Genomic DNA, 24056 nt, shown 5'->3' on the forward strand with positions numbered 1-24056 from the left:
CCTGGCGGGGCTGCTTCACAATCGATCTCCTGCAGCGTGGCAGCCCTTCGCGCCACGCGCCCCTTATCCCGTTTTTTCTTTATTCAAGGAGTTTTCTCATGACGATCCAGACCGTCGGCATCATCGGCGCCGGAACGATGGGCAATGGCATTGCGCAGGCCTGCGCGGTGGCCGGCGTCAATGTGGTGATGGTCGACATCGCCCAGGCGGCGGTCGACAAGGGCCTGGCCACCGTCTCGGGCAGCCTCGACCGCCTGATCAAGAAAGAAAAGCTCACGGCCGAGCAGAAGACCGCGGCACTCGCCCTCATCAAGGGCTCGACCAACTATGACGACCTGAAGAGCGCGCAGCTCGTGATCGAAGCCGCCACCGAGAACCACGCGCTCAAGCTCAAGATCCTGAAGCAGGTCGACGAGCTTCTGGCACCCGAGGTGATCATCGCGTCGAACACCTCGTCGATCTCGATCACGCAACTGGCGGCCGCCACTTCGCGCGCCGACCGCTTCATTGGCATGCACTTCTTCAACCCGGTGCCGATGATGGCCCTGGTAGAGCTGATCCGCGGCTACCTTACGAGCGACGCCACGCATGACGCCGTGAAGGCGCTGGCCGAGAAGCTGGGCAAGTCGCCCATCACGGTGAAGAATGCGCCGGGCTTCGTGGTCAACCGCATCCTGGTGCCGATGATCAACGAGGCCTTCTTCGTGCTGTCCGAAGGCATCGCCACGGCCGAAGACATCGACGCCGGCATGAAGCTGGGCTGCAACCAGCCGATCGGCCCGCTGGCGCTGGCGGACATGATCGGCCTGGATGTGTGCCTGGCCGTGATGGAGGTCTACCTGGAGCAGTTCGGCGATTCCAAGTACCGCCCCTGCCCGCTGCTGAAGGAGATGGTCGCGGCCGGCCAGCTCGGGCGCAAGACCGGGCGCGGCGTGTACACCTACTGAGCGCAGCAAGAATAAAAAAACAAGGAGACAAGCACATGACCGCCACGCCCATCACTCCGACCACCCCACCCGCCGACGGCTGCATCGACACGCAGGTCATCGACCATGTGCTGCTGATCGGCATCAACCGCCCCGCCAAGCGCAACGGCTGGACGCCGCCGATGTTCAGGCAGCTGGCCGAGGCCTACACCCGGCTGGACGACGACCCGGACCTGCGCGTGGGCGTGCTGCATGCCTTCGGCGATCACTTCACAGCGGGCCTGGACCTGCCGGCGGTCACCGAATACATGAAACGCGGCGAAAAGGCGATCCCCGCCGGGCTGGTGGAGCCGCACGACTTCGGCCTGCCCGGCTACCGCCGCCGTACCAAGCCGATGGTGGTGGCGGTGAAGGGCATCTGCTTCACGGTGGGCATCGAGCTGATGCTGGGCGCCGACATCGTGGTGGCGGCCGACAACTGCCGCTTCTCGCAGATGGAAGTTCAGCGCGGCATCATGGCCACGGGCGGCGCCACGCTGCGCATGGCCGAGCGCGCGGGCATGGGCAACGCGATGCTGCACCTGCTCACGGCCGACGAGTTCGACAGTGCCGAGGCCTATCGCCTCAACTTCGTGCAGAAGGTGGTGCCGGCCGGGCAGGAGCTCGACACGGCGCTGGCCATTGCGCAGCGCATCGCGGCGCAAGCGCCGCTGGCGGTGGTGGCCACCCGGCTCAATGTGATCAAGGCTGTCGAGCAAGGGCCGCTCGCCGCCGTATCGGAATTCATCGAAACGCAGAAGCGACTGTCGAACAGCGAAGACGCGGCTGAAGGCGTGCGTTCGTTCGTCGAGCGCCGGCCCGCGCGCTTCAGCGGCCGTTGACGAGCAAATTGAAGATGAACCGCCCCGGAGCCACCATGCCCATGTCCTTCTTCCAACGCACGGCGCTCGTCGCCGCCTTCACACTGATTGCCGTGAACACCTCTTCGAACGCCCAGACGCCCGCGCCCGCCGCGCCTCCCGATCCCGCGGCCACCTCGGTCGAGGCCATGGGCTGGATGAAGGGCTTTCCGCCCCCGGCCGACAAGCTGATTACGTTCGACAACCCGGCCGGCGGCGTGTTTCCGCGCACGCGCTGGAGCTTTTCGCACGTGCGCGAAACAGTGCCCACCGCCAACGTGTGGCGCGGCAGCGGCGCGGCCAGCCCGTTGCCGGCGGCGCCGCGCACCGACATCGAAGCCGTCACGTTCAAGCCCCTGGGGAGTACCGGCGAGGCCGTGACCTTCGCGCAGATGATTCCGCGCACCTACACCGACGGCATCCTGGTGATGCATCGCGGCCGAGTGGTCTACGAGAAATATTTCGGCGCGCTCACGCCCGAGCGGCCGCACATCGCGATGTCGATCACCAAGTCCTTCGTCGGCACGCTGGCGGCCATCCTCGCGGACGAAGGCAAGCTCGACCCTGCGGCACCCGTCACCAAATACCTGCCTGAACTGAAGGACACGGCGTACGGCGACGCCACGGTGCGCCAGGTGATGGACATGACCATCGGCGTGCGCTACTCCGAGAACTACGCAGACCCGAAAGCCGAGGTCTGGGACTATGCGCGCGCCGGCGGCATGCTGACCCAAGGCCCGAACTACACAGGCCCGAAGTCGTTCTACGAATTCCTCGCCACGCTGCAGAAGGAAGGCGCGCACGACGCCGCGTTTGCCTACAAGACAGTCAACGCCGAAGTGCTCGCCTGGATCCTGCGCCGCGTGAGCAACCAGCCGCTCGCCGACCTGCTGAGCGAAAAGATCTGGCGCCGCATCGGCGCGGAGCAGGACGCCTATTTCATGGTCGATCGCATCGGCACCGAATCGGGCGGCGGCGGGCTCAACACCGTGCTGCGCGACCTGGCGCGCTTCGGCGAGACCATGCGCAACGGAGGCCGTGCGACCAACGGGCAGCAGGCCATTCCGAAAGCCGTAATCGAAGACATCCAGCGCGGCGGCGACACGGCCAGGTTCGCCAAGGCCGGCTACGCGCTGCTGCCGGGCTGGTCATATCGCAACATGTGGTGGGTGACGAACAACCCGCACGGCGCCTACATGGCGCGCGGCATCCACGGGCAGAGCATCTATGTCGATCCGAAGGCCGAGATGGTGATCGTGCGCTACGCTGCGCACCCGGTGGCGGCCAATGCGGGGAACGACCCGCTCACGCTGCCCGCGTTCCACGCGGTGGCCGAGGCGTTGATGCGGCCCTGAGTTCTTTGGGAAAAGGGCTCAGCCGCCGTCCCGCTCGCTGGCAATCACCAGCAGGCCGTCCATGATGAGGCTTTCGACGAGTTCGAAGTCACCGTTCATGACGGGCGCCATCTTCCAGCCCGCGCCGCCGGTCATGTAGCAGGCCGGCTCGGCGCCGCAGTGCGAGCGCACGTGCTGCACCATGCGCTCCACCGCACCGGCAATGGCGTAGGTGCCGCCGCTGGTGAGCGCGTCGCTGGTGTTGGTGGGAAATTCGCGCACCTCACCCGTGGGCACGTGCAGCCCGGCCGTGCCCGATTCGAGCGCGCGCAGCATGATGCCGTGGCCCGGCAGGATCAACCCGCCCAAAAACTTGCCGCTCGCGTCGATGGCCTCCACCGTGACGGCCGTGCCGATCATCACCACCACCATCGGCCGCGCGGGCCCCGTGCCCAGCATGCGGTGGCGCGCGCCGATCATCGCCACCCAACGGTCGGCGCCCAGTCGCGTCGGATGGTCGTAGCCGTTGACGATGCCGGCTTCGGCTGCGCTCGCCACGACCCAGCGCGGGGCGCATTCGAAGCGCTCCTCGATCTGTTCCTCGGCGCGGCGGCGCACCGCATCGCCCGCTACCACGCAGCCCAGCATGGCACCGGGCGCGGGCAGGTCGGCCCAGGGGCCTTCGGCGAGCCGCTCGATGTGGTCGAGAAACTCGGCACCGTGCGCCTGCAGCGCGGCTCCCGGATGCGCGCCATCGTAGAGAGCCCATTTGAGGCGGGTGTTGCCGATGTCGATCGCAAGGAAGGGGGAAGCCATGGTCGGGATTATTGCGACTTTATGTCGCTTACCGCCGCTTGAACTTGCGGCAAGGGACTACGCGCCATGGTCACTTGCCGCCGTTACAGTCGCGATTCCCAACAACCACGGCAGAAGGAGTACCCCATGGGTTTGCTGAGTTTCATCAAGGAAGCAGGAGAAAAGCTGTTCGGCGGTTCATCGGCCCAGGCTGCCGAGCCGGACGCGAACACCAAGGCTGCGGCTGCCATCAAGACCTATATCGAGACGCAAAATCTCGGTCTCACGGGCCTGGAAGTGACCTACACGGCCGCGACGGGCGTCGTCACGCTGGCCGGCCAGGCACCTTCGCAGGAAGCGAGCGAAAAGGCCGGGCTTGCGGCGGGCAACGTCGCCAATGTGACGAGCGTCGACAACAACCTGGTTGCACCGGCGGCAGCGCCCGCGCAGTACCACGATGTGGTGAAGGGCGACACGCTCTCGGCTATTTCGAAGAAGTACTACGGCGATGCCAACAAGTACAACGCGATCTTCGAGGCCAACAAGCCGATGTTGAGCCATCCGGACAAGATCTATCCGGGGCAGAAGCTGCGGATTCCGGCGCTTTGAGCTGATTCAGCTCACCAATGGAAAGGCCCACTGGAGACGGTGGGCCTTTTGCTTTTTGCTGTTGTTCAGGGCGTGTGCACCGGCCAACGGGAAACGCTGATGGTGAACCCTAGTTCTGCTTCCAGGGCAACCCGCGCTTGCGCCAGCCGCCAAGCACCCCGCGGTGCCCGTTGTCGTCCGGGTTGCCTTCAAAGCCTTCGAGGATGTTGTACGCCTCCAGGCCCAGCTCGGCGGCGCGCCTGGCGGCCGCGATGGAGCGCACACCGCTGCGGCACAGCAGCACCAGCTTCTTCTTGCCGTCTTCGCCCGCGGCTCTGATGCCGCCGTCGAAGGCCGGGTTGAGCGTCATGCCCGGCCATTGTTTCCAGGCCAGCGGCACGGCGCCGGGTACGTAGCCGACCCACTCGCGCTCGGCGTCGCTGCGCACGTCGACCAATACGGCCTCGCCGCTTGCCATCCACTGTGCGGCCTGCTCGGGCGTCACGTCGCCGGCATAGCCCTTTTCCCCAACGGGTTCAGTCATGTCTTCGAGTCCTTTTGATGGACGGGGCTCTTTACACAGAAAACAGCGCCTTTGCGCCGCCCCCGAAGCCCCGCCGGATGATGGAATTTTTCACCAGTTCGTGAAAACCCTGTTTGTCGCATATTCCCGCGCGCCAAAGATGCGTGTCGGGCCTGCCGAACATAGCGCCAAGAAGGTGGGCAGGGTTTTTCGGTCAGAACTTGTATGGAGAGAGACAACATGACAGAGAGCAAATCACCCCGCCGCCGCAGCCTTCTCAAGGGCGCGGCCGTGGCTGCGGGCGCCATGTCGGCGCCCATGGTCAGCATGGCGCAGACCACGTCGCTGCGCTTCCAGAGCACCTGGCCGGCCAAGGACATCTTCCATGAATACGCGCAAGACTTTGCCAAGAAGGTCAACGACATGGCGGGCAGCCGCCTGAAGATCGAAGTGCTGCCGGCCGGCTCCGTGGTGCCGGCGTTCCAGCTGCTCGACGCGGTTGCCAAGGGCACGCTCGACGGCGGCCATGGCGTGGTGGCCTACTGGTACGGCAAGAACTCGGCGCTCGCGCTCTGGGGGTCGGGCCCCGGCTACGGCATGGACGCCAACATGGTGCTGGCCTGGCACAACTACGGCGGCGGCAAGGCGCTGATCGAGGAAATCTACAAGAGCCTGAACCTGGACGTGGTGTCCTACCTCTACGGCCCCATGCCCACGCAGCCGCTGGGCTGGTTCAAGAAGCCGGTGGCTCGCGTCGAAGACATGAAGGGGCTGAAGTTCCGCACCGTGGGGCTGGCGGTCGACGTGTTCACCGACATGGGCACGGCCGTGAACCCGCTGCCGGGTGGGGAGATCGTGCCGGCGCTGGACCGCGGCCTCATCGATGCTGCCGAGTTCAACAACGCCTCGAGCGACCGCGTGCTGGGCTTCCCGGACGTGGCGAAGAACTGCATGCTGCAGAGCTTTCACCAGTCGGGCGAGCAGTTCGAGATTCTTTTCAACAAGACCAAGCTTGCGGCGCTGCCGGCCGAGCTCAAGTCGATCATCGACTATGCGGTGCAGGCGTCCAGCGCCGACATGAGCTGGAAGGCCATCCAGCGCAATTCGCAGGACTACATCGAGCTGAAGAAGGCCGGCATCAAGTTCTACAAGACGCCCGATGCGATCTTGCGCGCACAGCTTGCGTCGTGGGACAAGACCATTGCCAAGAAGGCCGCCGAGAACCCGATGTTCAAGAAGGTGCTCGACTCGCAGATGGCCTTCGCCGAGCGCGCCGGCCAGTGGCAGAACGACTACACGGTCGATTTCAAGATGGCCTACAACCATTACTTCGGCGCGAAGGCCAAGAAGTCCTGACGCCGATCCGGTGATGCGAGGGCACCCGGCGGGTGCCCTCTTTTCATGCCCGCCCATGCTGCGCCGGCCGCAGCGAGGAGTTCTTTTCGATGCAATCTTTCCTGTTGGCCGTCGATCGTTTCTCGACCTGGATCGGCAAGACCTTCGCGTGGTGCGCGCTGCTGCTCACGCTGCTCATCAGCTGGGAGGTGTTTTCGCGCTATGTGCTGAACCACCCGCACGCATGGGTGCTCGACGCGCAGATCATGCTGTACGGCGCCATGTTCATGACGGCCGGCGCGTACACGCTCTCCAAGAACGGCCACGTGCGCGGCGACGTGCTCTACGGCTTCTTCCGCCCCCGCACGCAGGCGCTGGTCGACCTGGTGCTCTACATCATCTTCTTCCTGCCCGGCATCGTCGCGCTGACCTGGGCCGGCTGGATCTACGCGGGCGAATCGCTCGCCATCCGCGAGCAGACCTTCTCGGCCGAGCCGCTACCGCTGTACCCCTTCAAGTACATCATTCCGCTCGCCGGCTTCACGCTGCTGCTGCAGGGCGTGGTCGAGATCATCCGCTGCGTGCAATGCATCCAGAGCGGTGCGTGGCCCTCACGCGAGCAGGACGTGGAAGAGGTCGACGTCGAGAAGCTCAAGGAAATGGTCAACGTCAAGGACGAAGACATTGCCGCGCTCGACCGCGTGGTGGTTTCCAAGGAGGCCGCGCGATGATCCGCCGCGAACTCTGGTTCGGCCTCTCGTTCATGGCGCTGATCGTGATCGGCGCGGCCGCGGTGCTGGTGAGCGCCGACACCATCACCAACGGCCACCTGGGCCTCTTGATGCTCTCGCTGGTGGTGGTGGCCATCATGCTGGGCTTTCCCACGGCTTTCACGCTGATGGGCATGGGCATGCTCTTCACCTGGCTGGCCTACGACCGCGACTGGCACCGCACGCTCGATTTGATGGTGCAGGCCGCCTACAAGACCATGGCCAACGACGTGCTCATTGCGGTGCCGCTGTTCGTCTTCATGGGCTACCTGGTGGAGCGCGCGAACCTCATCGAGTCGCTGTTCAAGAGCCTGCACCTGGCTCTCGCGCGGCTGCCGGGCGCACTGGCCGTGGCCACGCTGGTCACCTGCACCATCTTTGCCACCGCCACGGGCATCGTGGGCGCGGTGGTCACGCTGATGGGCCTGCTGGCGCTGCCGGCCATGCTGCGCGCGGGCTACAGCGTGCCGCTGGCGGCGGGCGCCATCACGGCAGGCGGCTGCCTCGGCATCCTGATTCCGCCTTCGGTGCTGCTGATCGTCTATGGCGCCACGGCGGGCGTCTCGGTGGTGCAGCTGTATGCGGGAGCCTTCTTTCCGGGACTGATGCTCGCTTCGCTCTATGTGCTGTACGTGATCATCATCGCGCGGCTCAAGCCGCAATGGGCACCGCCGCTGTCGCAGGCGGAACGCGCGGTGCCGCTCACCCCGCTCTCGCAGCGGCTGGCGGACAGCCCCGCCGCGCACGCGGTGGTCGCCCTGCTGAAAGGCCGGCGCAATGCGGACGTGCCTTTCTCGCACGTGCTGCGGCAGCTCGGCATCGTTGCCATGCCCGGCGTGATCTTTCTGCTGCTCGCCGGCTTCAGCTACAAGGCCGTGACCACCGTCGAGGCGCAGGCGCGCTACGAGATCGAGGAGATCGGCGCCACGCGCAGCGGCAATCCGGCCCAAACCGAAAGCGCAGGCGGGTTGCAGGAGCCGCCTTCCACCGGAGGCCTGCAGGAACCACCGGCCGAGGGCGGGCTGCAGGAGCCGCTGTCGGGGGACGCGCCCTCTTCAGGCCCGCTTTCGGAACCGCCGGGCGCATCCGCCGAATCTGCCGCGCCGGCCCAAGCGGCTCCGGCGCAACCGCCGGCCGCCAATGCACCCGTGGCAGAAGGCGCATCGGTGCGCCCCGCGCCCACGTGGTGGTGGGTCACCTTTGCCATCTTCGGTGCGTTGGTCACGCTGTTCTACCTGTTCCTGAGTTTTGCGCGGCTCGAGATCTTCAAGATGCTGCTGGCCTCGTTCTTCCCACTGGTGCTGCTGATCCTGTCGGTGCTCGGCTCGATCGTGCTGGGGCTGGCAACGCCGACCGAGGCGGCGGCCATGGGTGCGCTCGGCGGCATGCTGCTGGCGGCGGCCTACCGGCGGCTCAACCTGTCGGTGCTGAAGGAATCGGTGTTTCTCACGGCCAAGACCTCGGCCATGGTGTGCTGGCTCTTCGTGGGATCGGCCATCTTCTCGGCGGCGTTCGCGCTGCTTGGCGGGCAGGCACTGGTGGAAGAGTGGGTGCTGGGCATGAACCTCACGAAGGTGCAGTTCCTGGTGCTGAGCCAGGTGATCATCTTCCTGCTGGGCTGGCCGCTGGAGTGGACCGAGATCATCGTGATCTTCATGCCCATCTTCATTCCGCTGCTCGACAACTTCGGCGTCGATCCGCTGTTCTTCGGCCTGCTGGTTGCAATGAACCTGCAGACGGCGTTCCTGAGCCCCCCGGTGGCCATGGCGGCGTTCTACCTGAAGGGCGTGAGCCCCCCGCACGTGACGCTGAACCAGATCTTCCTGGGCATGCTGCCCTTCATGGGCATCCAGGTGCTGGCCATCGTGCTGCTGTACATCTGGCCGCAGATCGGGCTCTGGCTGCCGCAGCTGCTGTACAAGTAAGCGGCAAGGATCAGCGGCGCCGCTCCACATAGGGGCGCGCCTGCAGCAGCACGATGCGGTCGCCCACGGTGGCCCATTCGATGTCCTGGTCAACGCCGTTGAAGGTGCGCTTCACCGCCGCGCCCACGTTCGCGAGGCGCACCACCAGTTCGTCGGTGAGCACATGGCGTCCCACTTCCACCGGCACTTCCTTCACGCCGCCGTCCTTGTCCAGCTGCAGCGCCGTCTCTTCGGCGGAGCGGCTCAGCACCTGGATGGCCTTGGACCAGCTCGAATACATGACCTGCTCCGCCACGCGCTTGCCTTCAACCACGCGGATGCCGATGCCGCGCTTGGCCGAGATGTAGGTGACGTGCGGATGCCCGGCGTCGAAGGGGTCGCGCGTGATCATCACGCCGGCGTTGGTTGAATCGATGGCGGTCTGCACGAACACGCCCATCACCACCGACTCGGCGCCAAAGCCGGCGGCGCTGCGCGCCTCCCACGCCTCGGGGTTGAACACCGAGGCCCATACCTTCTTCACCGCAAGCTCGAGCGCATCGCCCGTCTTCACGTTGGGCACCGTGCTGTAGAGTCCCGCGCCGCTGAAGCCGGGCAGGTCTTCCGAATTGGACGAGCTGCGCACGAACACGCCGCCGCCCCCCAGCTGCGACTGCCAAGCGGCGCGCCACGCGGCCGCGATGGCCGCATCGACCGGCCACTGCACGATCTCATCGCGTAGCTGTGCCAGCGCCTTCTGCCGGATCTGCGGGTCGCTCGCAAAGCCGGGTTGCTGCTGCATGCGCGCGATGCGGCCGGCCAGGTCATTGGCGCGCATGAAGCGGTCGTAGTGCGCAAAGGGAATGCAGAAGCCGTCGGGCACCGTGGTCTGCGGAATGCGCGCGGCCAGCACCGCGCCGAGGTTGGCGGCCTTGGAGCCGCACTGCGCGCTGTTGCGCGCGCGAAGAGACGCGAGCGGCAGCAGGCGGGCTTCGCGCAGGTCGGGCCTGGCGGCTTTCGCACCGCCCGGCACCGCACCGATGGCCGCGGTGCGCACAGTGCGCGTCGGCAGCGCCGCGATCTCCTCGGGCGTGAGGCGGCGCAGCTGGTAGCCCGAGGCCGCGACCTTGAGCGCCACCCAATGGCCTTCGTGTTCGCGCAGCACAGCCGCGGCATCGCGCACATAGGCGTTGGGAATGCCCCAGCCCTTGGCCAGCAGGTTGACGTGCGAAAGCGCGGTCGAAGGCCGCTCGGTCAGCACGCCGGCCACGGGCGGCAGGCTGATCGGCACCTGGCGCAGCACGGCGATGTCGTCGGGCAGCAGGGCATTCAACACATTCGCGCCCGAAGCCTCGTCCACGATGCGCACCCGGCCCGTGGCCGTGCCGAGGTTCATCGGCATGTAGGGCTGCTCGCGGATCAGCGCTTCCTGGCTGACAAAGTCGATGCCGGTTTCTTTTGCAATGCGCTCGTGCAGCGTCGAATTGGTCTTGAACTTGACCGGTGCGAAGAAGCTGGCTTTCACCTGCGCATCGGCCTGGCGCAGCAGCGCGGGGGTGAGCTGGTCGCCTTCCCAGAATTCGTAGGTGAAGGCGCCGATGTTCTGCTGCCAGCTCAGCGTGCCGAACAGGAAGCGGCGGTCCGGCACAAGGTAGTTGCGGTCGATTTCGCGCTTGCCTGCGCCAAGTGCAAGGCCGGTGTCGCGCACGAAGCGAACATGCAGCTGAAATCGCGGCGTGTCGATGTAGTAGGTGCGCACCGGCCTGGCCCGGCGGTCGACGGCGAAGAGCACGTGGGCCAGCTGCATCGGCGTGCCGGCGTCATAGACGCGCGCCAGGGCGTCGAAATCGCCCCGGCTGCGAAGCATGGGCAGCGACGCGGGCGCTGCAGGGCGGACGGCTGCAGCCTCAGGAGCCGCGTTGCTGCTGTTCTGCTGCTGGTAGTAAGAGGGCTTGCGCGCCAGTTGGGCCTCGGCACATGGCGCCGCGAGGAAGATCGCCGCACCGAAGCCGAGCGCCATCATCCCCCACGATTCGCTATGGTTCCGGTAGCGCACTTTGCGCCATGCACCTGGGTTGTTGTCGTTTTTCATGCAGAGTCCCTCATTACAAGCGGTTGCGGAATGTGCGTGCGCTTCACCAAGCAGGGGGCATGCGCTGACAGCGGCAGCGCATTCTCGCGCGTTACATGCGCATCGCTTCAACTCGGTCCCGCGAACCAGAGACAAACCATGAACCGCACCGCCTTTGCCCTTCTTCACCGGCCGCTGCACCGATGGCTGCTCGGCTTGGCGCTGCTGTGCCTAGGCGCCGCGGCCGGCGCGCAGCAAGACCCGCCCGGGCGCGTGGCGCGCCTGAACCTGCAGCAAGGCACGGTGAGCTTTGCGCCGGCCGGCGAAGACAGCTGGTACGACGCGCAGCCCAACCGCCCCATCACCAGCGGCGACCGGCTCTGGACCGACCGCAATGCGCGCGCCGAGGTTCACATCGGATCGGCGGCACTGCGGATGGACGGGCAGACGCATGTTGAATTTTCCGAGCTCGACGACGACACCGTGCGCATCACCGCGAACCAGGGCAATCTGCAATTGCGCGTGCGCGACGATCTTTCGGGCCAGCGCGTCGAGGTGGACACCGGCAACCTCGCCGTGGTGATCGACGCCCCCGGCGAATACCGCATTGCGGCCGACCCGTCCGCCGGCACCACCTGGGTCGCGGTGGCCTCGGGCCGCGCCACGCTCCATGGTGAAAACGGCCAGTCGCAAACACTGGGCGCGCGGCAGCAACTCACCGTGTCCGGCCGCGACCTTGCCGCGGTGAACAGCTTCCCGCCGCAGAACGGCAGCTTCGACGCCTGGGTGGCCGAGCGCAACCGCATCGAGGACCAGTCGGTTTCCGCGCGCTACGTGTCGCGCGAGGTCGTGGGCTACCAGCAGCTCGACAACTACGGCGACTGGCAGAACGACCCCTCCTACGGCGCCGTCTGGTTCCCGCGCAACGTGGACGCCGACTGGGCGCCCTACCGCGACGGCCAGTGGGTGAACGTCGCGCCCTGGGGGCTGACCTGGGTCGATGCCGCGCCTTGGGGCTTTGCACCCTTCCACTACGGCCGCTGGGCGCGTGTGGGTCCGCGCTGGGCCTGGGTACCGGGGCAGACCACCGCACGGCCCGTCTATTCGCCCGCGCTGGTCGGCTTTGTGGGCGGCGGCAGTGGCGGCGTGAACGCCACCCTGCAGATCGGCGACGGCCGCAGCGGCGTGGGCTGGTTTCCGCTCGCGCCCGGCGAACAATGGCGCCCCGCCTATAGCGCGAGCCCTCGCTACATCGATCGGGTCAACCGCATGGCCGCCTACCGCAACCGCCAGGCCGAGATGCGCAACGACTTCTATGCCAACCAGCGGATGCCGGGCGCGGTGACCGTGGTGCCGGCCGACCGCTTCGGCCGTGGCCCTTTTGGCCGGCGCGACCTGGTGCGCTTGCCCGATGACCGCTTTGCGCGCGTGCCGGTTGCACCGGCGCCCGGCATTCCGATGCATGGCTTTGGCGGCGGCTTCGGCCGGCCCGCCGCAATGCAGCCGCCGCCGCAGCTGCGAGCCCGCCAGCAGCAAGAGTTCCAGTATGAGCAGGCGCGGCAAGTCCAGCAGATGCAGCAGGCGCAGAACATCCAGGCCATGCAGCAGCGCGCCGCGCAACAGCAGGCGGCACAGCAACAACAGCAGCAGCAAATGGAATGGCAGCGGCAGCAAGGCCAGCGCCAGCAGCAGGAGTGGCAGCAGCGCGCCAACCAGAACCAATGGCAGCAACAGCAGCATCAACAACAGCTCCAACTCCAGCAGCAGCAACAGGCGCAGCGGCAACAGCAGGAACTGCAGCAGCGCGCCGCCCAGGCCCAAGCGCAGCAGATGCAACTGCAACAACAGCAGCAACGCGCCGCGCAGCAGGCGCTGGCCCAGCAGCAGATGATTCGCCAGCAGCAGGAGACGCAACAGCGCGCCGCGCAAATGCAGCAGCAAGCGCTCGCCCAGCAGCAGGCTCAGCAGAACGCCATGAGGCAGGCCCAGGAGGCGCAGGTGCGCGCCATGCAGCAGCAACGCGGCTTTGCGCCGCCGTCCCAGCAAGCCCAGCCCCAACCTCCACCCGGCCAGCGCGGCGGTGACGACCGGCGCAGGCTGATGACCTCGCCGGACTCGCAGCAGCGCTGAACGCCGAGCGCGCGGGGGTAGCGCATCGCCCTGCGCAAGACCCGCGAATACCGGTGCTCCCCGCCGGCGGCTACAGTCGCCGGCAAGGAGCACCCTTCACATGCGCACATTCGACTTCGACCTTTTCGTCATCGGCGGCGGCAGCGGCGGCGTACGGGCAGCGCGCATGGCGGCGCAGCACGGCGCGCGCGTGGGCTTGGCCGAAGCGGCGGACCTTGGCGGCACCTGCGTCAACGTCGGCTGCATTCCCAAAAAGCTCTACAGCTACGCCGCAGGCTACGCCGAATCGTTCGAGGAAGCCGCGGGCTACGGGTGGAAGCTGCCCGAGGCACCGCAGTTCGACTGGGGCCAGCTCAAGGCGCAGCGCGCCAAGGAGATCGAGCGGCTCAACGGCGTGTATGCCTCGCTGCTGAAAAATTCGGACGTCAGGCTGATCACGGGCTGGGCCCAGCTGGTCGACGGCCACACGGTGGAAGTCGACGGCCAGCGCCACACCGCGCGCCACCTGCTCGTTGCCACCGGCGGCACGCCCTTCGTGCCCGAGATTCCGGGGCGCGAGCACGTCGCCACCTCGGACGCGATGTTCGACCTCGACCCATTTCCCAAGCGCCTGCTGGTGGTGGGCGGCGGCTACATCGCCTGCGAGTTCGCATCCATCTTCAACGGCCTGGGCGCCAAGGTGACGCAGCTGCATCGCCGCGCGCACCTGCTCACCGGCTTCGACGACGACGTGCGGCAGTTCGTCGCACACGAAATGGGCAAGGCCGGCATCGACGTGCGGCTCAACGTCGAGGCGGCGTCGATTGCGCGCGGCCCGGGCGGGCTGGTCGTCACCCTGGCACGCGGCCAGCAGGTCGAGGCCGACGCGGTCCTCTTTGCCACCGGCCGAGTGCCGAACACCCAGAGCCTCGGCCTGGAGGCGGCGGGCGTTGCTGTCGACAAGCGCGGCGCGATCGCGGTCGATGCGAACTACCGCAGCTCGGTGCCGTCGATCTACGCGGTGGGCGACGTTTCCACCCGCGTGCACCTCACGCCGGTCGCGCTGGCCGAGGCCATGGTGGTGGTCGATGCGCTGTTCGGCCAGGGCAAGCGCAAGCTCGAGTACGAATACATTCCGACCGCCGTCTTCACGCACCCGAACATCGGCACCTGCGGCTACACCGAGATCGATGCGCGCGCCAGGTTCGGCGAGGTGACGGTGTTCTCGAGCGAGTTCAAGTCGCTGCGCCACACGCTCTCCGGCCGAAGCGAGCGCACCTTCATGAAGCTGGTGGTGCAGAAGTCGAACGACCGCGTGGTCGGCCTGCACATGGTGGGCGCCGATGCGGGCGAAATCGTGCAGGGCTTTGCTGTCGCCATGCGCGCGGGCGCCACCAAGGCGCTCTTCGACGGCACCGTGGGCATCCACCCCACGGCGGCCGAAGAGTTCGTGACCATGCGCGAACCGATGCCCGGCTAGGCCCCTGGCCTCTGCTGCTGCTTGCCTTCGAGCAGCTTCACCAGCACCAGCAGTACGCGGTTCGCCGGCGCGGGCACGCCCAGCGCCTCGCCGCGCCGCACCACAAGGCCGTTGAGGTGATCTATTTCGCTCGGCTTGCCGCGCGCAAGGTCCTGTGCGGTCGACGAGTATTGCGAGGGCATCGACTGCACGATGCCACGCACGGCGGCACCGGTATCGCCGGGTATGACGATGCCTTCGGCCTTGGCGACGGCAAGGCACTCATCGACCACGTCGCGAATGACATCGTCCACGCCTTGGCCTTTTGCGAGTTCGCCGTACGGCAGCTGGGTGATGGCCGAGAGCGCGTTGTACGCACAGTTCAATACCAGCTTGGCCCAGAGCGCGCCGCGCACGTTGCCGGAGATCTGCGTCGGCACGCCGGCGGCTGCAAGATGCTGCGCCACCTGCTCGCTGGCGCGCGACGGCGCGATCACCAGTTCGCCCCGGCCGTGGTGCTTCACATGGCCCGGCCCTGCCATCTCGGTGGCCACGTAGACCACGGCGGCGGCCACCTCGTGGCGCGGCAGCACCGAGCGCACGCGCTCGTCGTTGTCGACGCCGTTCTGCAATGTGAGCACCAGCGCATCGGCGGCAAGATGCGGCTCGATCTGCGCCGCGGCCAGTTCGGTGTCGGTGGATTTCACGCAGAACAGCACCAGGCCGGCGCCCTGCACCGCGCTGGCTTCGGTGCTTGCGTCGAGCCTCACATGCTCATCGAAAGCCTTGGTTTCCAGCCGCAGCCCGTTGGCGCGCACGGCCTCCACATGCGACGGCCGCCCGATCAGCACCACTTCGTGGCCCCCGCGCGCCAGCATGGCACCGTAGTAGCAGCCGACCGCGCCGGCGCCCATCACTGCGACCTTCATTGCTTCACCTTTCGGGATGTCTGTGGAGATCGGCCGAGGGTAATCGCTTCGCTTGCCCCTTTCTCGCCCGGGCCCCGCGCGCACGGACATTGCACAATGCCGTCATGCCCCACATGCCCACTTTCGTTGCTCCCGCCCGCTTCAACGACGCCACCGCGGCGCTGGACCAGGTCAAGTCCATCTACCAAGGCGGCCTTGCGCACCTGAGGGAATCGATGCTTCGCTTCGTCGCCGGCGAGGCATTGCCCGGCCGGGTCCGCGCCTGCTACCCCTTTGTGCGGGTGCACACGCACACGGTGTCGCGCCACACGCCGCCGGCCAATGCCGGCCTGAGCTACGGCTTTGTCGCAGGGCCGGGCCGCTATGAAACCACGCTGACGCGGCCCGATCTTTTTTCGCGCTACTACCTCGACCAGTTTCGGCTGCTGCTCGAAAACCACCAGGTCGAGATCGAAGTCGGCACCAGCACGCAGCCTATTCCCATCCACTTCTCCTTCGCCGAGAACGACCACATCGAAGGCACGATGAGCGACGAGCGGCGCGCACTCATGCGCGACGTGTTCGACCTGCCCGACCTGGGCGTGATGGACGACGGCATTGCCAACGGCACCTACGAAGCGCAGGCCGGCGAAGCGCAGCCGCTGTCGCTCTTCACGGCGGCGCGGGTGGACTATTCGCTGCACCGCCTGCGGCACTACACCGGCACGGCGCCCGAGTGGTTCCAGAATTTCGTGCTGTTCACCAACTACCAGTTCTACATCGACGAGTTCGTGCGGCTGGGCCACGAGGCCATGGCCGACGAGAAGAGCGAGTACATCGCCTTCATCGAGCCCGGCAACGTGATCACGCGCCGCCGCGGCCTGCCCGCGGGCGCGAGCACCAACTTTGGCGCCCTGCTCGACGGCAGCCAGGGCACCGCGCCCCCGCGCCTGCCGCAAATGCCGGCCTACCACCTGGTGCGCGAAGACTGCAGCGGCATCAGCATGGTGAACATCGGCGTGGGGCCGGCCAATGCCAAGACCATTACCGACCACATCGCCGTGCTGCGCCCCCACGCCTGGATGATGCTGGGCCACTGCGCGGGCCTGCGCAATGCGCAGCAGCTCGGCGACTACGTGCTGGCCCACGCCTACGTGCGCGAGGACCACGTGCTCGACGAAGAGCTGCCGCTGTGGGTGCCGATTCCGGCGCTGTCCGAAATCCAGCTCGCCCTCGAAAAAGCGGTGGCCGACGTCACCCGCTACACCGGGCCCGATCTGAAGAAGATCATGCGCACCGGCACGGTGGCGAGCACCGACAACCGCAACTGGGAGCTGCTGCCCGGCAATCAGCCGCAGCGCCGCTTCAGCCAGAGCCGTGCGGTGGCGCTGGACATGGAAAGCGCCACCATCGCCGCCAACGGCTTCCGTTTTCGGGTGCCCTACGGCACGCTGTTGTGCGTGAGCGACAAACCGCTGCACGGCGAGATCAAGCTGCCGGGCATGGCCAACCACTTCTACCGCGAGCGAGTGGAGCAGCACCTTCGCATTGGCATGCGAGCCATCGACATCCTTCGCGAGCAGGGGTCGACGCGGCTGCACAGCCGCAAGCTCCGAAGCTTCGCCGAGGTCGCTTTTCAGTAATATTTAACACTCATTAGGGTTTTTACTTACTTCGACAGGCAGGTGACAGACTCATTTCGCGGACATCATTGGTTACTTCTGCCAACAAATGGAAACGAAATGCCTAGTTCGTCGCCCGCGAGTCTTTCTCGCCGCAACTTCAATGCATGGATGGCGAGCGCAGCCGCGGTTGCGGGTGCCGGCCACGCCGCGCTGTGGTCCCGCCCGGCGGGCGCCGCCGAGCCGCAGCTCATTTCCAAGCTGCGCATCGTCATTCCGGCCAACGAAGGCGGCGGCTGGGACCAGACCGGCCGCGCGCTCGGCGCCGCGCTGGTCGCCTCTGGCGCCGCGGGCGAAGTGATCTATGAAAACATCGGCGGCAAGGGCGGCACCATCGGGCTGGCCAAGTACGTCGAGAAATACGATGCCGACGCCGACACCCTGCTGATGAGCGGCATGGTCATGGTGGGCGCGGTGGCGCTGCAAAAGCCGCCCGTCACCATGGCGCAGGTCGCGCCTGTGGCGCGCCTCACCAGCGACTACGAAGTGGTGGCGGTCAAGGCCGATTCGCCCATCAAGACACCCAAGGACCTGATCGCACAGCTGCGCGCCGATGCGGCCAAGACCATCATCGCCGGCGGTTCGGCCGGCGGCGTGGACCACATGTACGCCGGCATGCTGGCGCGCGTGGCCGGCAACACCGCGGGCCTGGTCTACCAGCCGTACCCCGGAGGCGCGCAGGTGGTCGAGGCACTCATCACCGGCAAGGCGGTGGCGGGCATTTCGGGCTTCAGCGAATTCAGCGAAGGTCTCTCGAGCGGCAAGCTGCGCGCGATCGGTGTGTCGTCGAAGCGGCCCTTCCTCGGCATTCCGTCGGTGCGCGAGCAGGGCGTGGACGCCGACCTGGCCAACTGGCGCGGCGTGCTCACCGGCAAAAAGGTGCCGCCCGACCGCAAGGCCGTGCTGCTCGAAGCCGTGCACCGCGCCACCACCGCCGACGTTTGGAACAAGACCATCAAGCGCAACAACTGGGATTCGTTCTGGATGGCCGGCAAGGACTTCGAGAGCTTCCTCGAGCTGGACCTGGCCATGGCCGGGCCGATGATCTATCTGCTCAAGCTGAAGGCCTGACGCGGCGCCTCAGGCAAAGAGTTCAGGCGAAGAGCTCCGGCATCTCGCGCAGCGCCCTGGGCGTGAGCGCCAGCTCGCGGCTGTCGAGTGCCTGGCGCACCCAGCCGCGGCGCAGCGACAGCTGGAGCCACGCCGCGCCGAGCGCACCGCCCAGGTGCGGGCGGCGCTCGCTCCAGTCGAGGCAGGCGCAGGCAAAGCGCCGCCGCGATCGGCGCACCGCGTCGATCTCCACACCCAGGCTCTCCAGTGCCACCGCGCCTTCGGGCGTGAGCTCGTACGACCCGCTCTGCAATCCGCTGAGCCAGCCCTGCGCATGCAGCCGGTCGTGCAGCGCAACGCCCGCGGTGCCGGCCATGTGGTCGTAGCAGGTGCGCGCGGTGCGCAGCCGGCTCGGCGTGCTCGGCTCGAACGCCGCGGCGCGCGGCGTGCCCGCCACGACCATGAGGCTTTCGAGTGCGGCGGCCACGTTGTCGTCGGCCAGGCGGAAGTAACGGTGCTTGCCTTGCACCAGCAGTTCGACCAGCCGCTCTTCCTTCAGCCGCGCCAAGTGCGCGCTGGCCGTGGATGCGGCCACTTCAGCCACCGAGGCCAACTCGGTCGCGGTGCGCGCATGGCCGTCCATCAGGCAACTCAGCATGCGTGCGCGCGCCGGTTCTGCAATGGCGCCGGCCAGGCGAGCGAGTTGGACATCCGCGTTTTCGGACACCGCTCCGCGGGGCGATGAATTAGTGCTCATCCCTTTATCGTAAGGCGCCCACGCAACCGACACTTCGTTCGCGGGCGAAGTGTGCCGGCGACTGCAACTGCACACTGCGCGGCATGAATCCAAGCCTTTCTCTCCCATCCATGCCCGTCGACCCGGTGGCGGCCGTCACGCATGCCGATCCCTATCCCTTCTACGAAACCCTGCGGGCAGGGCCGCCGCTTGCGTGGAACGAAAGCCTGCGCCTCTGGATTGCGAGCCGCGCCGAAGTCATCGAGGCGCTGCTGATGGCCCCGGGCGCCTTGCGGGTGCGCCCGGTTGCAGAACCGGTGCCGCGCGTGATTGCCGGCAGCCCGGCGGGCGAGGTGTTCGGCCACCTGGTGCGGATGAACGACGGTCCGGCGCATGCCGCACACAAGCCGGCACTGCAGCGCGCGCTGGCGGGGCTGGATCTTGGCGCCGCGCATGCCGCGGCGCTGCAGGTCGCACGGCAGGTGCCGGAGCAATCGCTGTCGGACACCTTGTTTGCCATGCCCATCCAGGCGGTCGCCCACCTGCTCGGCTTTGCGCCCGAGGCGTTGCCTCAGGTCGACCTGTGGATGCGTGACTTTGTCGCGTGCCTCTCGCCGCTGTCGACCGAGGCGCAATTGCAGCGCGCCAGCAGCGCAGCCGGCGCGCTGATGACGCGCTTCGAGGCCTTGGCCGCGGGCACGCCGCCGCGGCACGGCACACTGCTTGCGGCCGTGCTTGCGGACAGCGCGGTAGGTGCTCCGCTCTCGCGCGCCCTGCTCGCCAACTTGGTCGGGCTGCTGTCGCAGACCTGCGACGCAACGGCCGGCCTCTTGGGCAACAGCCTCGTCGCCCTGCTGCGAGAGCCCGCGTTGCGCGCTATCGCACGCACACGCAACGGCCTGCATGCCATCGTCGAGGAGACGGCGCGGCACGATCCCTCGGTGCAGAACACACGGCGCTTCGTGGCGCAGCCCGTCACCATCGCGGGCGTACCGCTGGCACCAGGCGATGCGGTGCTGCTGGTGCTGGCGTCCGCCAACCGCGATCCGGCAGCCAATGCCGAGCCCGACCGCTTCATGCCGGTTCGCGCACAGCGGCGCATGTTCGGCTTCGGACATGGGGTACACGCCTGCCCTGGCCAGGCACTGGCCTGCATGCTCGCGGCCGCCGGGCTCGAAGCGCTGCTTGCGCGAAGACCCGACCTGGACGCACTGCGCGAGCGCGGCTGGCACTACAGGCCTTCGGTCAACGCGCGCATTCCGGTCTTCGATTGAAGCCCCGTCCCTTCAAGCCGGCGCCATGCCGGATGCCGCTCAGTCCACTCAATGGCCCATGCGGGCCAGGTGCGGAGACAGTTCGGCTTCTCCCCACCGCAACGGCAGCGCGGCCGGACGCCGCAACACCTGCTCGACACGCAGGCGCAGCAGCCGCTCTGCGCCTTCGAAGGCGGCGACCTCGGGACCGTCCCACACGATCTCCGCAGCGGCCGCCAGGTGCAGCAGTTCACCGTTCTCGAAGTCGATGAACAGCAGCCCCGCGCGCGGATGAACCGACAGGTTGCCCAGCGTATTGAAGAAGCGGTTGCCGGTGAAGTCGGGCACGGTGAGCACGCCGTCTTTACCGACGCGGACGAAGCCCGGCAGTCCGCCGCGATGCGATACATCCACACCCTGCGCCGCCGGGTCGGCCTCGTCGCCGTCCGCAGCGTGCTGGGGAAACGCGGAGGCGATGAAGAAGGTGTCGGCCCGTGCAATGAGTGCGCGCGCCGCGTCATCGAGGCCATCGAGCCGCTGCGCCGGCGCTGCCGCCTGGCCCGCTGCAAACAACGGCTCGCGCGCCTGGATGTACTTGGGGCAATTGCCGAAGCTCTGCTGCACCTCCACCATGAAGCCGGTGGCATCGATCGCCTCGACATTGCCGTTCATGCGATTGCGCCGGCGCGTGTGTGGCTGGATGCCGAGCAGGCCCAGTGATGCGCCTTGCACCAGTTGCCCTGCCAGTGGATCGTCCACCATAGGCAACGCGTCGATGCGCAAGTGCGTCGGGTCCGGCGAATGCGCGAAGCCAGTCGGCGCCGCCAGCACGCTGGCCCAGGGCTGCAGCCGTGCATCGATGCTGCCGACGACGAGGAACGGCAGCTGCGCGAAGAAGTCGCGATGCTGGTCGGGCATGAAGTCGCGAATCACGCGGGAGCCGGCCGCGGCCATGACCTCGCGCGAGCCCGCCAGGGTTTGCAGCGCGCGTTCGCCGGCGTGGAACGGCGCGGCGATCATGCGGCCGCCGCAAGCCCGATGGGCGTACGCACCATGGGCACGAAGCCGGGCAGCGCCTCGATGCGCTCGAGCCAACCACGCAGCTGCGGATACGGCTCGAGCGACACGCTGCCTTCGGGGGCATGCGCCACATAGGCATAGTTCGAGAGGTCGGCCAGCGTGACCGACGGGCCTGCGAGAAAAGCCTCGCGCTCCAGGTGTGTCTCCATGACCGACAGCAGAAAGTGGGAGCGCGACACTGTTTCAGCCGGGTCCACCGGCAGGCCGAACAGCGCCATGACTCGGGCCGCGGCCGGTCCGTAGGCCAGCGGACCCGCGGCCACGGAGAACCAGCGCTGCACGCGCGCAGCGCCGACCGGATCCCGCGGCATCCAGCGCACCGGATCGGCCGCGTAGCGCTCGTTCAGATACACCAGGATCGCATTCGAATCGGCCAGCGTGATGTCTCCGTCTTCGATCACCGGAACCTGGCCGAAGGGATTGCGCGCGAGGAACTCCGGCGTGCGCGTGGCCTTCTTGCGCAGGTCGAGTTCGACGAATTCAAAAGGCAGTTCGAGCATCGAGAGAAAGAGCCGCACACGGTGCACGTGGCCCGAGATCGGCGTGCCATAGAGCTTGATGGGCTGTGCGGGAAGGCGGGCGGCGGCTGTGCTTGCGTTCATGGAATTTCCTCGAATGGCTATGGGATGCCTGCATTCTTTTCTAATCCGATAAGTGAATGAATACCCTTTCGAGGATTTCACTGCTGCGTTTTCCGGTTTAATAATCGCGCCATGGACCGCTTCAAAGCCATGCAGACCCTCGTGGAGATTGCCGAACAGGGCAGCCTCACCCGCGCCGCCGACTCGTTGGGCAGCTCGTTGCCCGCCGTGGTGCGCTCGCTGGCGGCGTTGGAGGCGCACCTGGGTGTGCGGCTTTTTCACCGCACCACGCGCCGCCTGTCGCTCACCGAGGAGGGCCGCCACTACCTGATGAGCGCGCGCGAAGTGCTGCTCGCGGCCGACGCCGCGGACCTCGCGCTCAAGGCCGAAGCCCACGAGCCGGCAGGCCAGCTCACCATTACCGCTCCCGTGCTGTTCGGCCACATGTATGTGGGGCCCGCCATCACGCGCTTCATGAAGCGCTACGACAAGGTGCGGTGCAGCGTGCTGCTGTACGACCGCACGGTGAACCTGCTGGAAGAAAACATCGACATCGGCATCCGCATCAGCCCGCTGCAGGATTCGTCGCTGGTTGCCCAGACGCTCGGCACCATCCGGCGCGTGGTGGCTGCGAGCCCCGAATTTCTTGCGCAGCACGGCACGCCGCGGCATCCGCGCGATCTTGCCGGCGCTCCCTGCGTGCGCGGCCGCATCGACGCGCCGCCGCAATGGCAGTTTCACGAAGGCGGCAAGACCGTGAACGTGACGCCGAGCAACCGCTTGGAGTTCAACCACCTCGCGCCGGCCGTGGAAGCTTGCGCGGCGGGCATGGGCTTTGGCACTTTCTTTTCGTACCAGGTGCTGCCGTATGTGGCGCAAGGGCGCCTGAAGCTGGTGCTCGAAGACTACGAACCGCCGCCGCGGCCGGTGAGCGTGATCTATCCGAGCGCGCGCCTGCTGCCGGCCCGCACACGGGCTTTCATCGACTGGATGAAGGCCGAGTTCAACGGTTTGCGGATGTAGTGCGGCAGGCTGCTACGAACGCGCGGGGCTTGGCCATCGGTTGAAGCGATGCCGGCAAATTTCACGCGCCTGGGCCAGAATGGCCGCGTGCAATCCTCCTCATCTTCCACCCCCCTCTTCCAAGCCAGCCATCTCCTCAAGCGCTATGGCAACACCACGGTCGTCGACGACCTGTCGTTCGAGATCGCGCCAGGCGAGTGCCTGGGCGTGATCGGTCCGAACGGCGCGGGCAAGACCACCACCATCCGGATGTGCCTGGGCCTGACCACGCCCGACGGCGGCGAAATCTCGGCACTGGGCCTGCAGATGCCGCGCGACGCGCTGGCCATCAAGGCGCAGCTTGGCGTGGTCTCGCAGTTCGACACGCTCGACCCCGATTTCAGCTGCGCCGAGAACCTGGTGGTGTACGGCCGCTACTTCGGCTTCAGCAAGGCGCAGGTGCGCGAGCGCGTGCCGCAGTTGCTGGAGTTCGCGGCGCTTTCGCACAAGGCCGACGCAAAGCCCGGCGAACTGTCGGGCGGCATGCGGCGGCGCCTTTCGCTGGCGCGCGCGCTGGTGAACGACCCGAGGCTGCTGCTGCTCGACGAGCCCACCACCGGGCTCGACCCGCAGGCCCGCCACCTGATGTGGGAACGGCTGCAGGTGCTGCTGCAACAGGGCAAGTCGATCCTGCTGACCACGCACTTCATGGACGAGGCCGAGCGCTTGTGCTCCCGCCTGCTGGTGCTCGACCATGGCCGCAAGATTGCCGAAGGACGCCCGCGCGACCTGATTGCCGAGCACCTGGAGCCCGACGTGGTCGAGGTGTACGGCAACGGCGCGCTCTCGCTGGCCGAGTCGCCCGAACTCAAGACCATGGCCGCGCGTGTGGAGGTGAGCGGCGAGACCGTGTTCTTCTACACGCAGGATGCGCGCCGCCTGCTCGATGCGCTGACGCACCACGGCCGGCTGCGCACCTTTCATCGACCGGCGAACCTCGAAGACCTTTTTCTCAAGCTCACCGGCCGGCAGATTCGCGAGGAGGGCTAGA

Annotated in this window: 21 protein-coding genes; 14 read left to right on the forward strand and 7 right to left on the reverse strand. The window is 67.1% G+C overall.

Annotated elements, in window-relative coordinates:
* The first annotated feature begins 98 nt into the window (after nucleotides 1–98).
* Genes EJI00_RS23430 through EJI00_RS23440 form a run of 3 tightly spaced genes read left to right on the forward strand, consistent with a single transcriptional unit; the run spans nucleotide 99 to nucleotide 3180 of the window.
* Complete coding sequence (locus EJI00_RS23430) at nucleotides 99–947, forward strand: 3-hydroxybutyryl-CoA dehydrogenase (RefSeq protein ID WP_126749873.1); 849 nt, start codon at nucleotides 99–101, stop codon at nucleotides 945–947.
* Nucleotides 948–982: 35 nt separating this feature from the next.
* Entirely contained in the window at nucleotides 983–1807 is an 825-nt protein-coding gene (locus EJI00_RS23435) for a crotonase/enoyl-CoA hydratase family protein (RefSeq protein WP_126749874.1), read from the forward strand.
* A gap of 35 nt (nucleotides 1808–1842) precedes the next feature.
* Nucleotides 1843–3180, forward strand: a complete 1338-nt coding sequence (locus tag EJI00_RS23440) for a serine hydrolase domain-containing protein (RefSeq protein WP_126749875.1) — start codon at nucleotides 1843–1845, stop codon at nucleotides 3178–3180.
* Between the two features lie 18 nt (nucleotides 3181–3198).
* Here the strand turns inward: EJI00_RS23440 and EJI00_RS23445 are convergent, their stop codons facing one another.
* Nucleotides 3199–3975, reverse strand: a complete 777-nt coding sequence (locus EJI00_RS23445) for a type III pantothenate kinase (RefSeq protein WP_126749876.1) — start codon at nucleotides 3973–3975, stop codon at nucleotides 3199–3201.
* A 126-nt stretch (nucleotides 3976–4101) separates the two neighbouring features.
* Here EJI00_RS23445 and lysM point away from each other — a divergent pair, with 126 nt between their 5' ends.
* Nucleotides 4102–4563, forward strand: coding sequence for a peptidoglycan-binding protein LysM (lysM, locus tag EJI00_RS23450; RefSeq protein ID WP_126749877.1), 462 nt, complete (start codon nucleotides 4102–4104; stop codon nucleotides 4561–4563).
* A gap of 109 nt (nucleotides 4564–4672) precedes the next feature.
* On the opposite strand, the gene EJI00_RS23455 is transcribed toward lysM, so the two are convergent.
* Nucleotides 4673–5086 (reverse strand): rhodanese-like domain-containing protein, encoded by a 414-nt coding sequence (locus EJI00_RS23455; RefSeq protein ID WP_126749878.1) that lies wholly within the window; start codon nucleotides 5084–5086, stop codon nucleotides 4673–4675.
* 219 nt (nucleotides 5087–5305) lie between these two features.
* On the opposite strand from EJI00_RS23455, the gene EJI00_RS23460 reads away from it, so the two are divergent.
* The 3 genes from EJI00_RS23460 (at nucleotide 5306) to EJI00_RS23470 (ending at nucleotide 9095) form a co-directional block, all read left to right on the forward strand.
* Nucleotides 5306–6421 (forward strand): TRAP transporter substrate-binding protein, encoded by a 1116-nt coding sequence (locus EJI00_RS23460; protein ID WP_126749879.1) that lies wholly within the window; start codon nucleotides 5306–5308, stop codon nucleotides 6419–6421.
* Nucleotides 6422–6510: 89 nt separating this feature from the next.
* Complete coding sequence (locus EJI00_RS23465; protein ID WP_126749880.1) at nucleotides 6511–7131, forward strand: TRAP transporter small permease subunit; 621 nt, start codon at nucleotides 6511–6513, stop codon at nucleotides 7129–7131.
* Nucleotides 7128–9095 carry a TRAP transporter large permease subunit gene (locus tag EJI00_RS23470; protein WP_126749881.1) on the forward strand — a complete coding sequence of 656 codons (1968 nt, stop codon included), beginning with the start codon at nucleotides 7128–7130 and terminating at the stop codon, nucleotides 9093–9095. The genes EJI00_RS23465 and EJI00_RS23470 overlap by 4 nt, the downstream gene beginning before the upstream one ends.
* 10 nt (nucleotides 9096–9105) lie before the next feature.
* Here the strand turns inward: EJI00_RS23470 and EJI00_RS23475 are convergent, their stop codons facing one another.
* Nucleotides 9106–11166, reverse strand: a complete 2061-nt coding sequence (locus EJI00_RS23475; RefSeq protein ID WP_126749882.1) for a PEP/pyruvate-binding domain-containing protein — start codon at nucleotides 11164–11166, stop codon at nucleotides 9106–9108.
* A gap of 138 nt (nucleotides 11167–11304) precedes the next feature.
* Here EJI00_RS23475 and EJI00_RS23480 point away from each other — a divergent pair, with 138 nt between their 5' ends.
* Both EJI00_RS23480 and gorA read left to right on the forward strand, forming a co-directional pair.
* Entirely contained in the window at nucleotides 11305–13275 is a 1971-nt protein-coding gene (locus EJI00_RS23480) for a DUF6600 domain-containing protein (protein WP_126749883.1), read from the forward strand.
* Nucleotides 13276–13375: 100 nt separating this feature from the next.
* Nucleotides 13376–14734 (forward strand): glutathione-disulfide reductase, encoded by a 1359-nt coding sequence (gene gorA, locus EJI00_RS23485; protein ID WP_126749884.1) that lies wholly within the window; start codon nucleotides 13376–13378, stop codon nucleotides 14732–14734.
* On the opposite strand, the gene EJI00_RS23490 is transcribed toward gorA, so the two are convergent.
* Nucleotides 14731–15642 (reverse strand): ketopantoate reductase family protein, encoded by a 912-nt coding sequence (locus tag EJI00_RS23490; RefSeq protein WP_126749885.1) that lies wholly within the window; start codon nucleotides 15640–15642, stop codon nucleotides 14731–14733. The genes gorA and EJI00_RS23490 overlap by 4 nt on opposite strands.
* A gap of 104 nt (nucleotides 15643–15746) precedes the next feature.
* On the opposite strand from EJI00_RS23490, the gene EJI00_RS23495 reads away from it, so the two are divergent.
* Together EJI00_RS23495 and EJI00_RS23500 are read left to right on the forward strand one after the other, a co-directional pair.
* A complete protein-coding gene (locus EJI00_RS23495; protein WP_126749886.1) occupies nucleotides 15747–17264 on the forward strand; it encodes an AMP nucleosidase in 1518 nt (505 codons plus the stop codon).
* A gap of 99 nt (nucleotides 17265–17363) precedes the next feature.
* A complete protein-coding gene (locus EJI00_RS23500) occupies nucleotides 17364–18374 on the forward strand; it encodes a tripartite tricarboxylate transporter substrate binding protein (RefSeq protein ID WP_185868193.1) in 1011 nt (336 codons plus the stop codon).
* Between the two features lie 22 nt (nucleotides 18375–18396).
* Here the strand turns inward: EJI00_RS23500 and EJI00_RS23505 are convergent, their stop codons facing one another.
* On the reverse strand, nucleotides 18397–19110 hold the full coding sequence (locus EJI00_RS23505; RefSeq protein ID WP_126749887.1) for an ArsR/SmtB family transcription factor: 714 nt from the start codon (nucleotides 19108–19110) through the stop codon (nucleotides 18397–18399).
* A 110-nt stretch (nucleotides 19111–19220) separates the two neighbouring features.
* Between EJI00_RS23505 and EJI00_RS23510 the strand changes: the two genes are divergently transcribed.
* On the forward strand, nucleotides 19221–20363 hold the full coding sequence (locus EJI00_RS23510; RefSeq protein WP_126749888.1) for a cytochrome P450: 1143 nt from the start codon (nucleotides 19221–19223) through the stop codon (nucleotides 20361–20363).
* A gap of 48 nt (nucleotides 20364–20411) precedes the next feature.
* Here the strand turns inward: EJI00_RS23510 and EJI00_RS23515 are convergent, their stop codons facing one another.
* The gene (locus EJI00_RS23515) at nucleotides 20412–21362 is read right to left on the reverse strand and encodes a pyridoxamine 5'-phosphate oxidase family protein (protein WP_126749889.1); all 951 of its coding nucleotides are present in this window, start codon (nucleotides 21360–21362) and stop codon (nucleotides 20412–20414) included.
* On the reverse strand, nucleotides 21359–22024 hold the full coding sequence (locus EJI00_RS23520) for a glutathione S-transferase family protein (RefSeq protein WP_126749890.1): 666 nt from the start codon (nucleotides 22022–22024) through the stop codon (nucleotides 21359–21361). Before EJI00_RS23520 ends, EJI00_RS23515 begins: the two co-directional genes overlap by 4 nt.
* A 111-nt stretch (nucleotides 22025–22135) precedes the next feature.
* On the opposite strand from EJI00_RS23520, the gene EJI00_RS23525 reads away from it, so the two are divergent.
* Both EJI00_RS23525 and EJI00_RS23530 read left to right on the forward strand, forming a co-directional pair.
* Nucleotides 22136–23026, forward strand: a complete 891-nt coding sequence (locus tag EJI00_RS23525) for a LysR family transcriptional regulator (protein ID WP_126749891.1) — start codon at nucleotides 22136–22138, stop codon at nucleotides 23024–23026.
* Between the two features lie 48 nt (nucleotides 23027–23074).
* Entirely contained in the window at nucleotides 23075–24055 is a 981-nt protein-coding gene (locus EJI00_RS23530) for an ATP-binding cassette domain-containing protein (RefSeq protein ID WP_185868194.1), read from the forward strand.
* The last annotated feature ends 1 nt before the right edge of the window (nucleotide 24056 follow it).

Source organism: Variovorax sp. DXTD-1 (assembly GCF_003984625.1).
In the GTDB taxonomy this organism is placed as follows: Bacteria; Pseudomonadota; Gammaproteobacteria; order Burkholderiales; family Burkholderiaceae_C; genus Variovorax.

Coding starts and splice junctions, on each gene's coding strand:
- EJI00_RS23490 (WP_126749885.1), bottom strand. CDS start 15,642: ATGAAGGTCGCAGTGATGGGCGCCGGCGCGGTCGGCTGCTACTACGGT.
- EJI00_RS23440 (WP_126749875.1), top strand. CDS start 1,843: ATGCCCATGTCCTTCTTCCAACGCACGGCGCTCGTCGCCGCCTTCACA.
- EJI00_RS23505 (WP_126749887.1), bottom strand. CDS start 19,110: ATGAGCACTAATTCATCGCCCCGCGGAGCGGTGTCCGAAAACGCGGAT.
- EJI00_RS23510 (WP_126749888.1), top strand. CDS start 19,221: ATGCCCGTCGACCCGGTGGCGGCCGTCACGCATGCCGATCCCTATCCC.
- EJI00_RS23495 (WP_126749886.1), top strand. CDS start 15,747: ATGCCCCACATGCCCACTTTCGTTGCTCCCGCCCGCTTCAACGACGCC.
- EJI00_RS23530 (WP_185868194.1), top strand. CDS start 23,075: ATGCCGGCAAATTTCACGCGCCTGGGCCAGAATGGCCGCGTGCAATCC.
- EJI00_RS23470 (WP_126749881.1), top strand. CDS start 7,128: ATGATCCGCCGCGAACTCTGGTTCGGCCTCTCGTTCATGGCGCTGATC.
- lysM (WP_126749877.1), top strand. CDS start 4,102: ATGGGTTTGCTGAGTTTCATCAAGGAAGCAGGAGAAAAGCTGTTCGGC.
- EJI00_RS23520 (WP_126749890.1), bottom strand. CDS start 22,024: ATGAACGCAAGCACAGCCGCCGCCCGCCTTCCCGCACAGCCCATCAAG.
- EJI00_RS23430 (WP_126749873.1), top strand. CDS start 99: ATGACGATCCAGACCGTCGGCATCATCGGCGCCGGAACGATGGGCAAT.
- EJI00_RS23465 (WP_126749880.1), top strand. CDS start 6,511: ATGCAATCTTTCCTGTTGGCCGTCGATCGTTTCTCGACCTGGATCGGC.
- EJI00_RS23445 (WP_126749876.1), bottom strand. CDS start 3,975: ATGGCTTCCCCCTTCCTTGCGATCGACATCGGCAACACCCGCCTCAAA.
- EJI00_RS23525 (WP_126749891.1), top strand. CDS start 22,136: ATGGACCGCTTCAAAGCCATGCAGACCCTCGTGGAGATTGCCGAACAG.
- EJI00_RS23455 (WP_126749878.1), bottom strand. CDS start 5,086: ATGACTGAACCCGTTGGGGAAAAGGGCTATGCCGGCGACGTGACGCCC.
- EJI00_RS23480 (WP_126749883.1), top strand. CDS start 11,305: ATGAACCGCACCGCCTTTGCCCTTCTTCACCGGCCGCTGCACCGATGG.
- EJI00_RS23500 (WP_185868193.1), top strand. CDS start 17,364: ATGCCTAGTTCGTCGCCCGCGAGTCTTTCTCGCCGCAACTTCAATGCA.
- EJI00_RS23515 (WP_126749889.1), bottom strand. CDS start 21,362: ATGATCGCCGCGCCGTTCCACGCCGGCGAACGCGCGCTGCAAACCCTG.
- gorA (WP_126749884.1), top strand. CDS start 13,376: ATGCGCACATTCGACTTCGACCTTTTCGTCATCGGCGGCGGCAGCGGC.
- EJI00_RS23475 (WP_126749882.1), bottom strand. CDS start 11,166: ATGAAAAACGACAACAACCCAGGTGCATGGCGCAAAGTGCGCTACCGG.
- EJI00_RS23435 (WP_126749874.1), top strand. CDS start 983: ATGACCGCCACGCCCATCACTCCGACCACCCCACCCGCCGACGGCTGC.
- EJI00_RS23460 (WP_126749879.1), top strand. CDS start 5,306: ATGACAGAGAGCAAATCACCCCGCCGCCGCAGCCTTCTCAAGGGCGCG.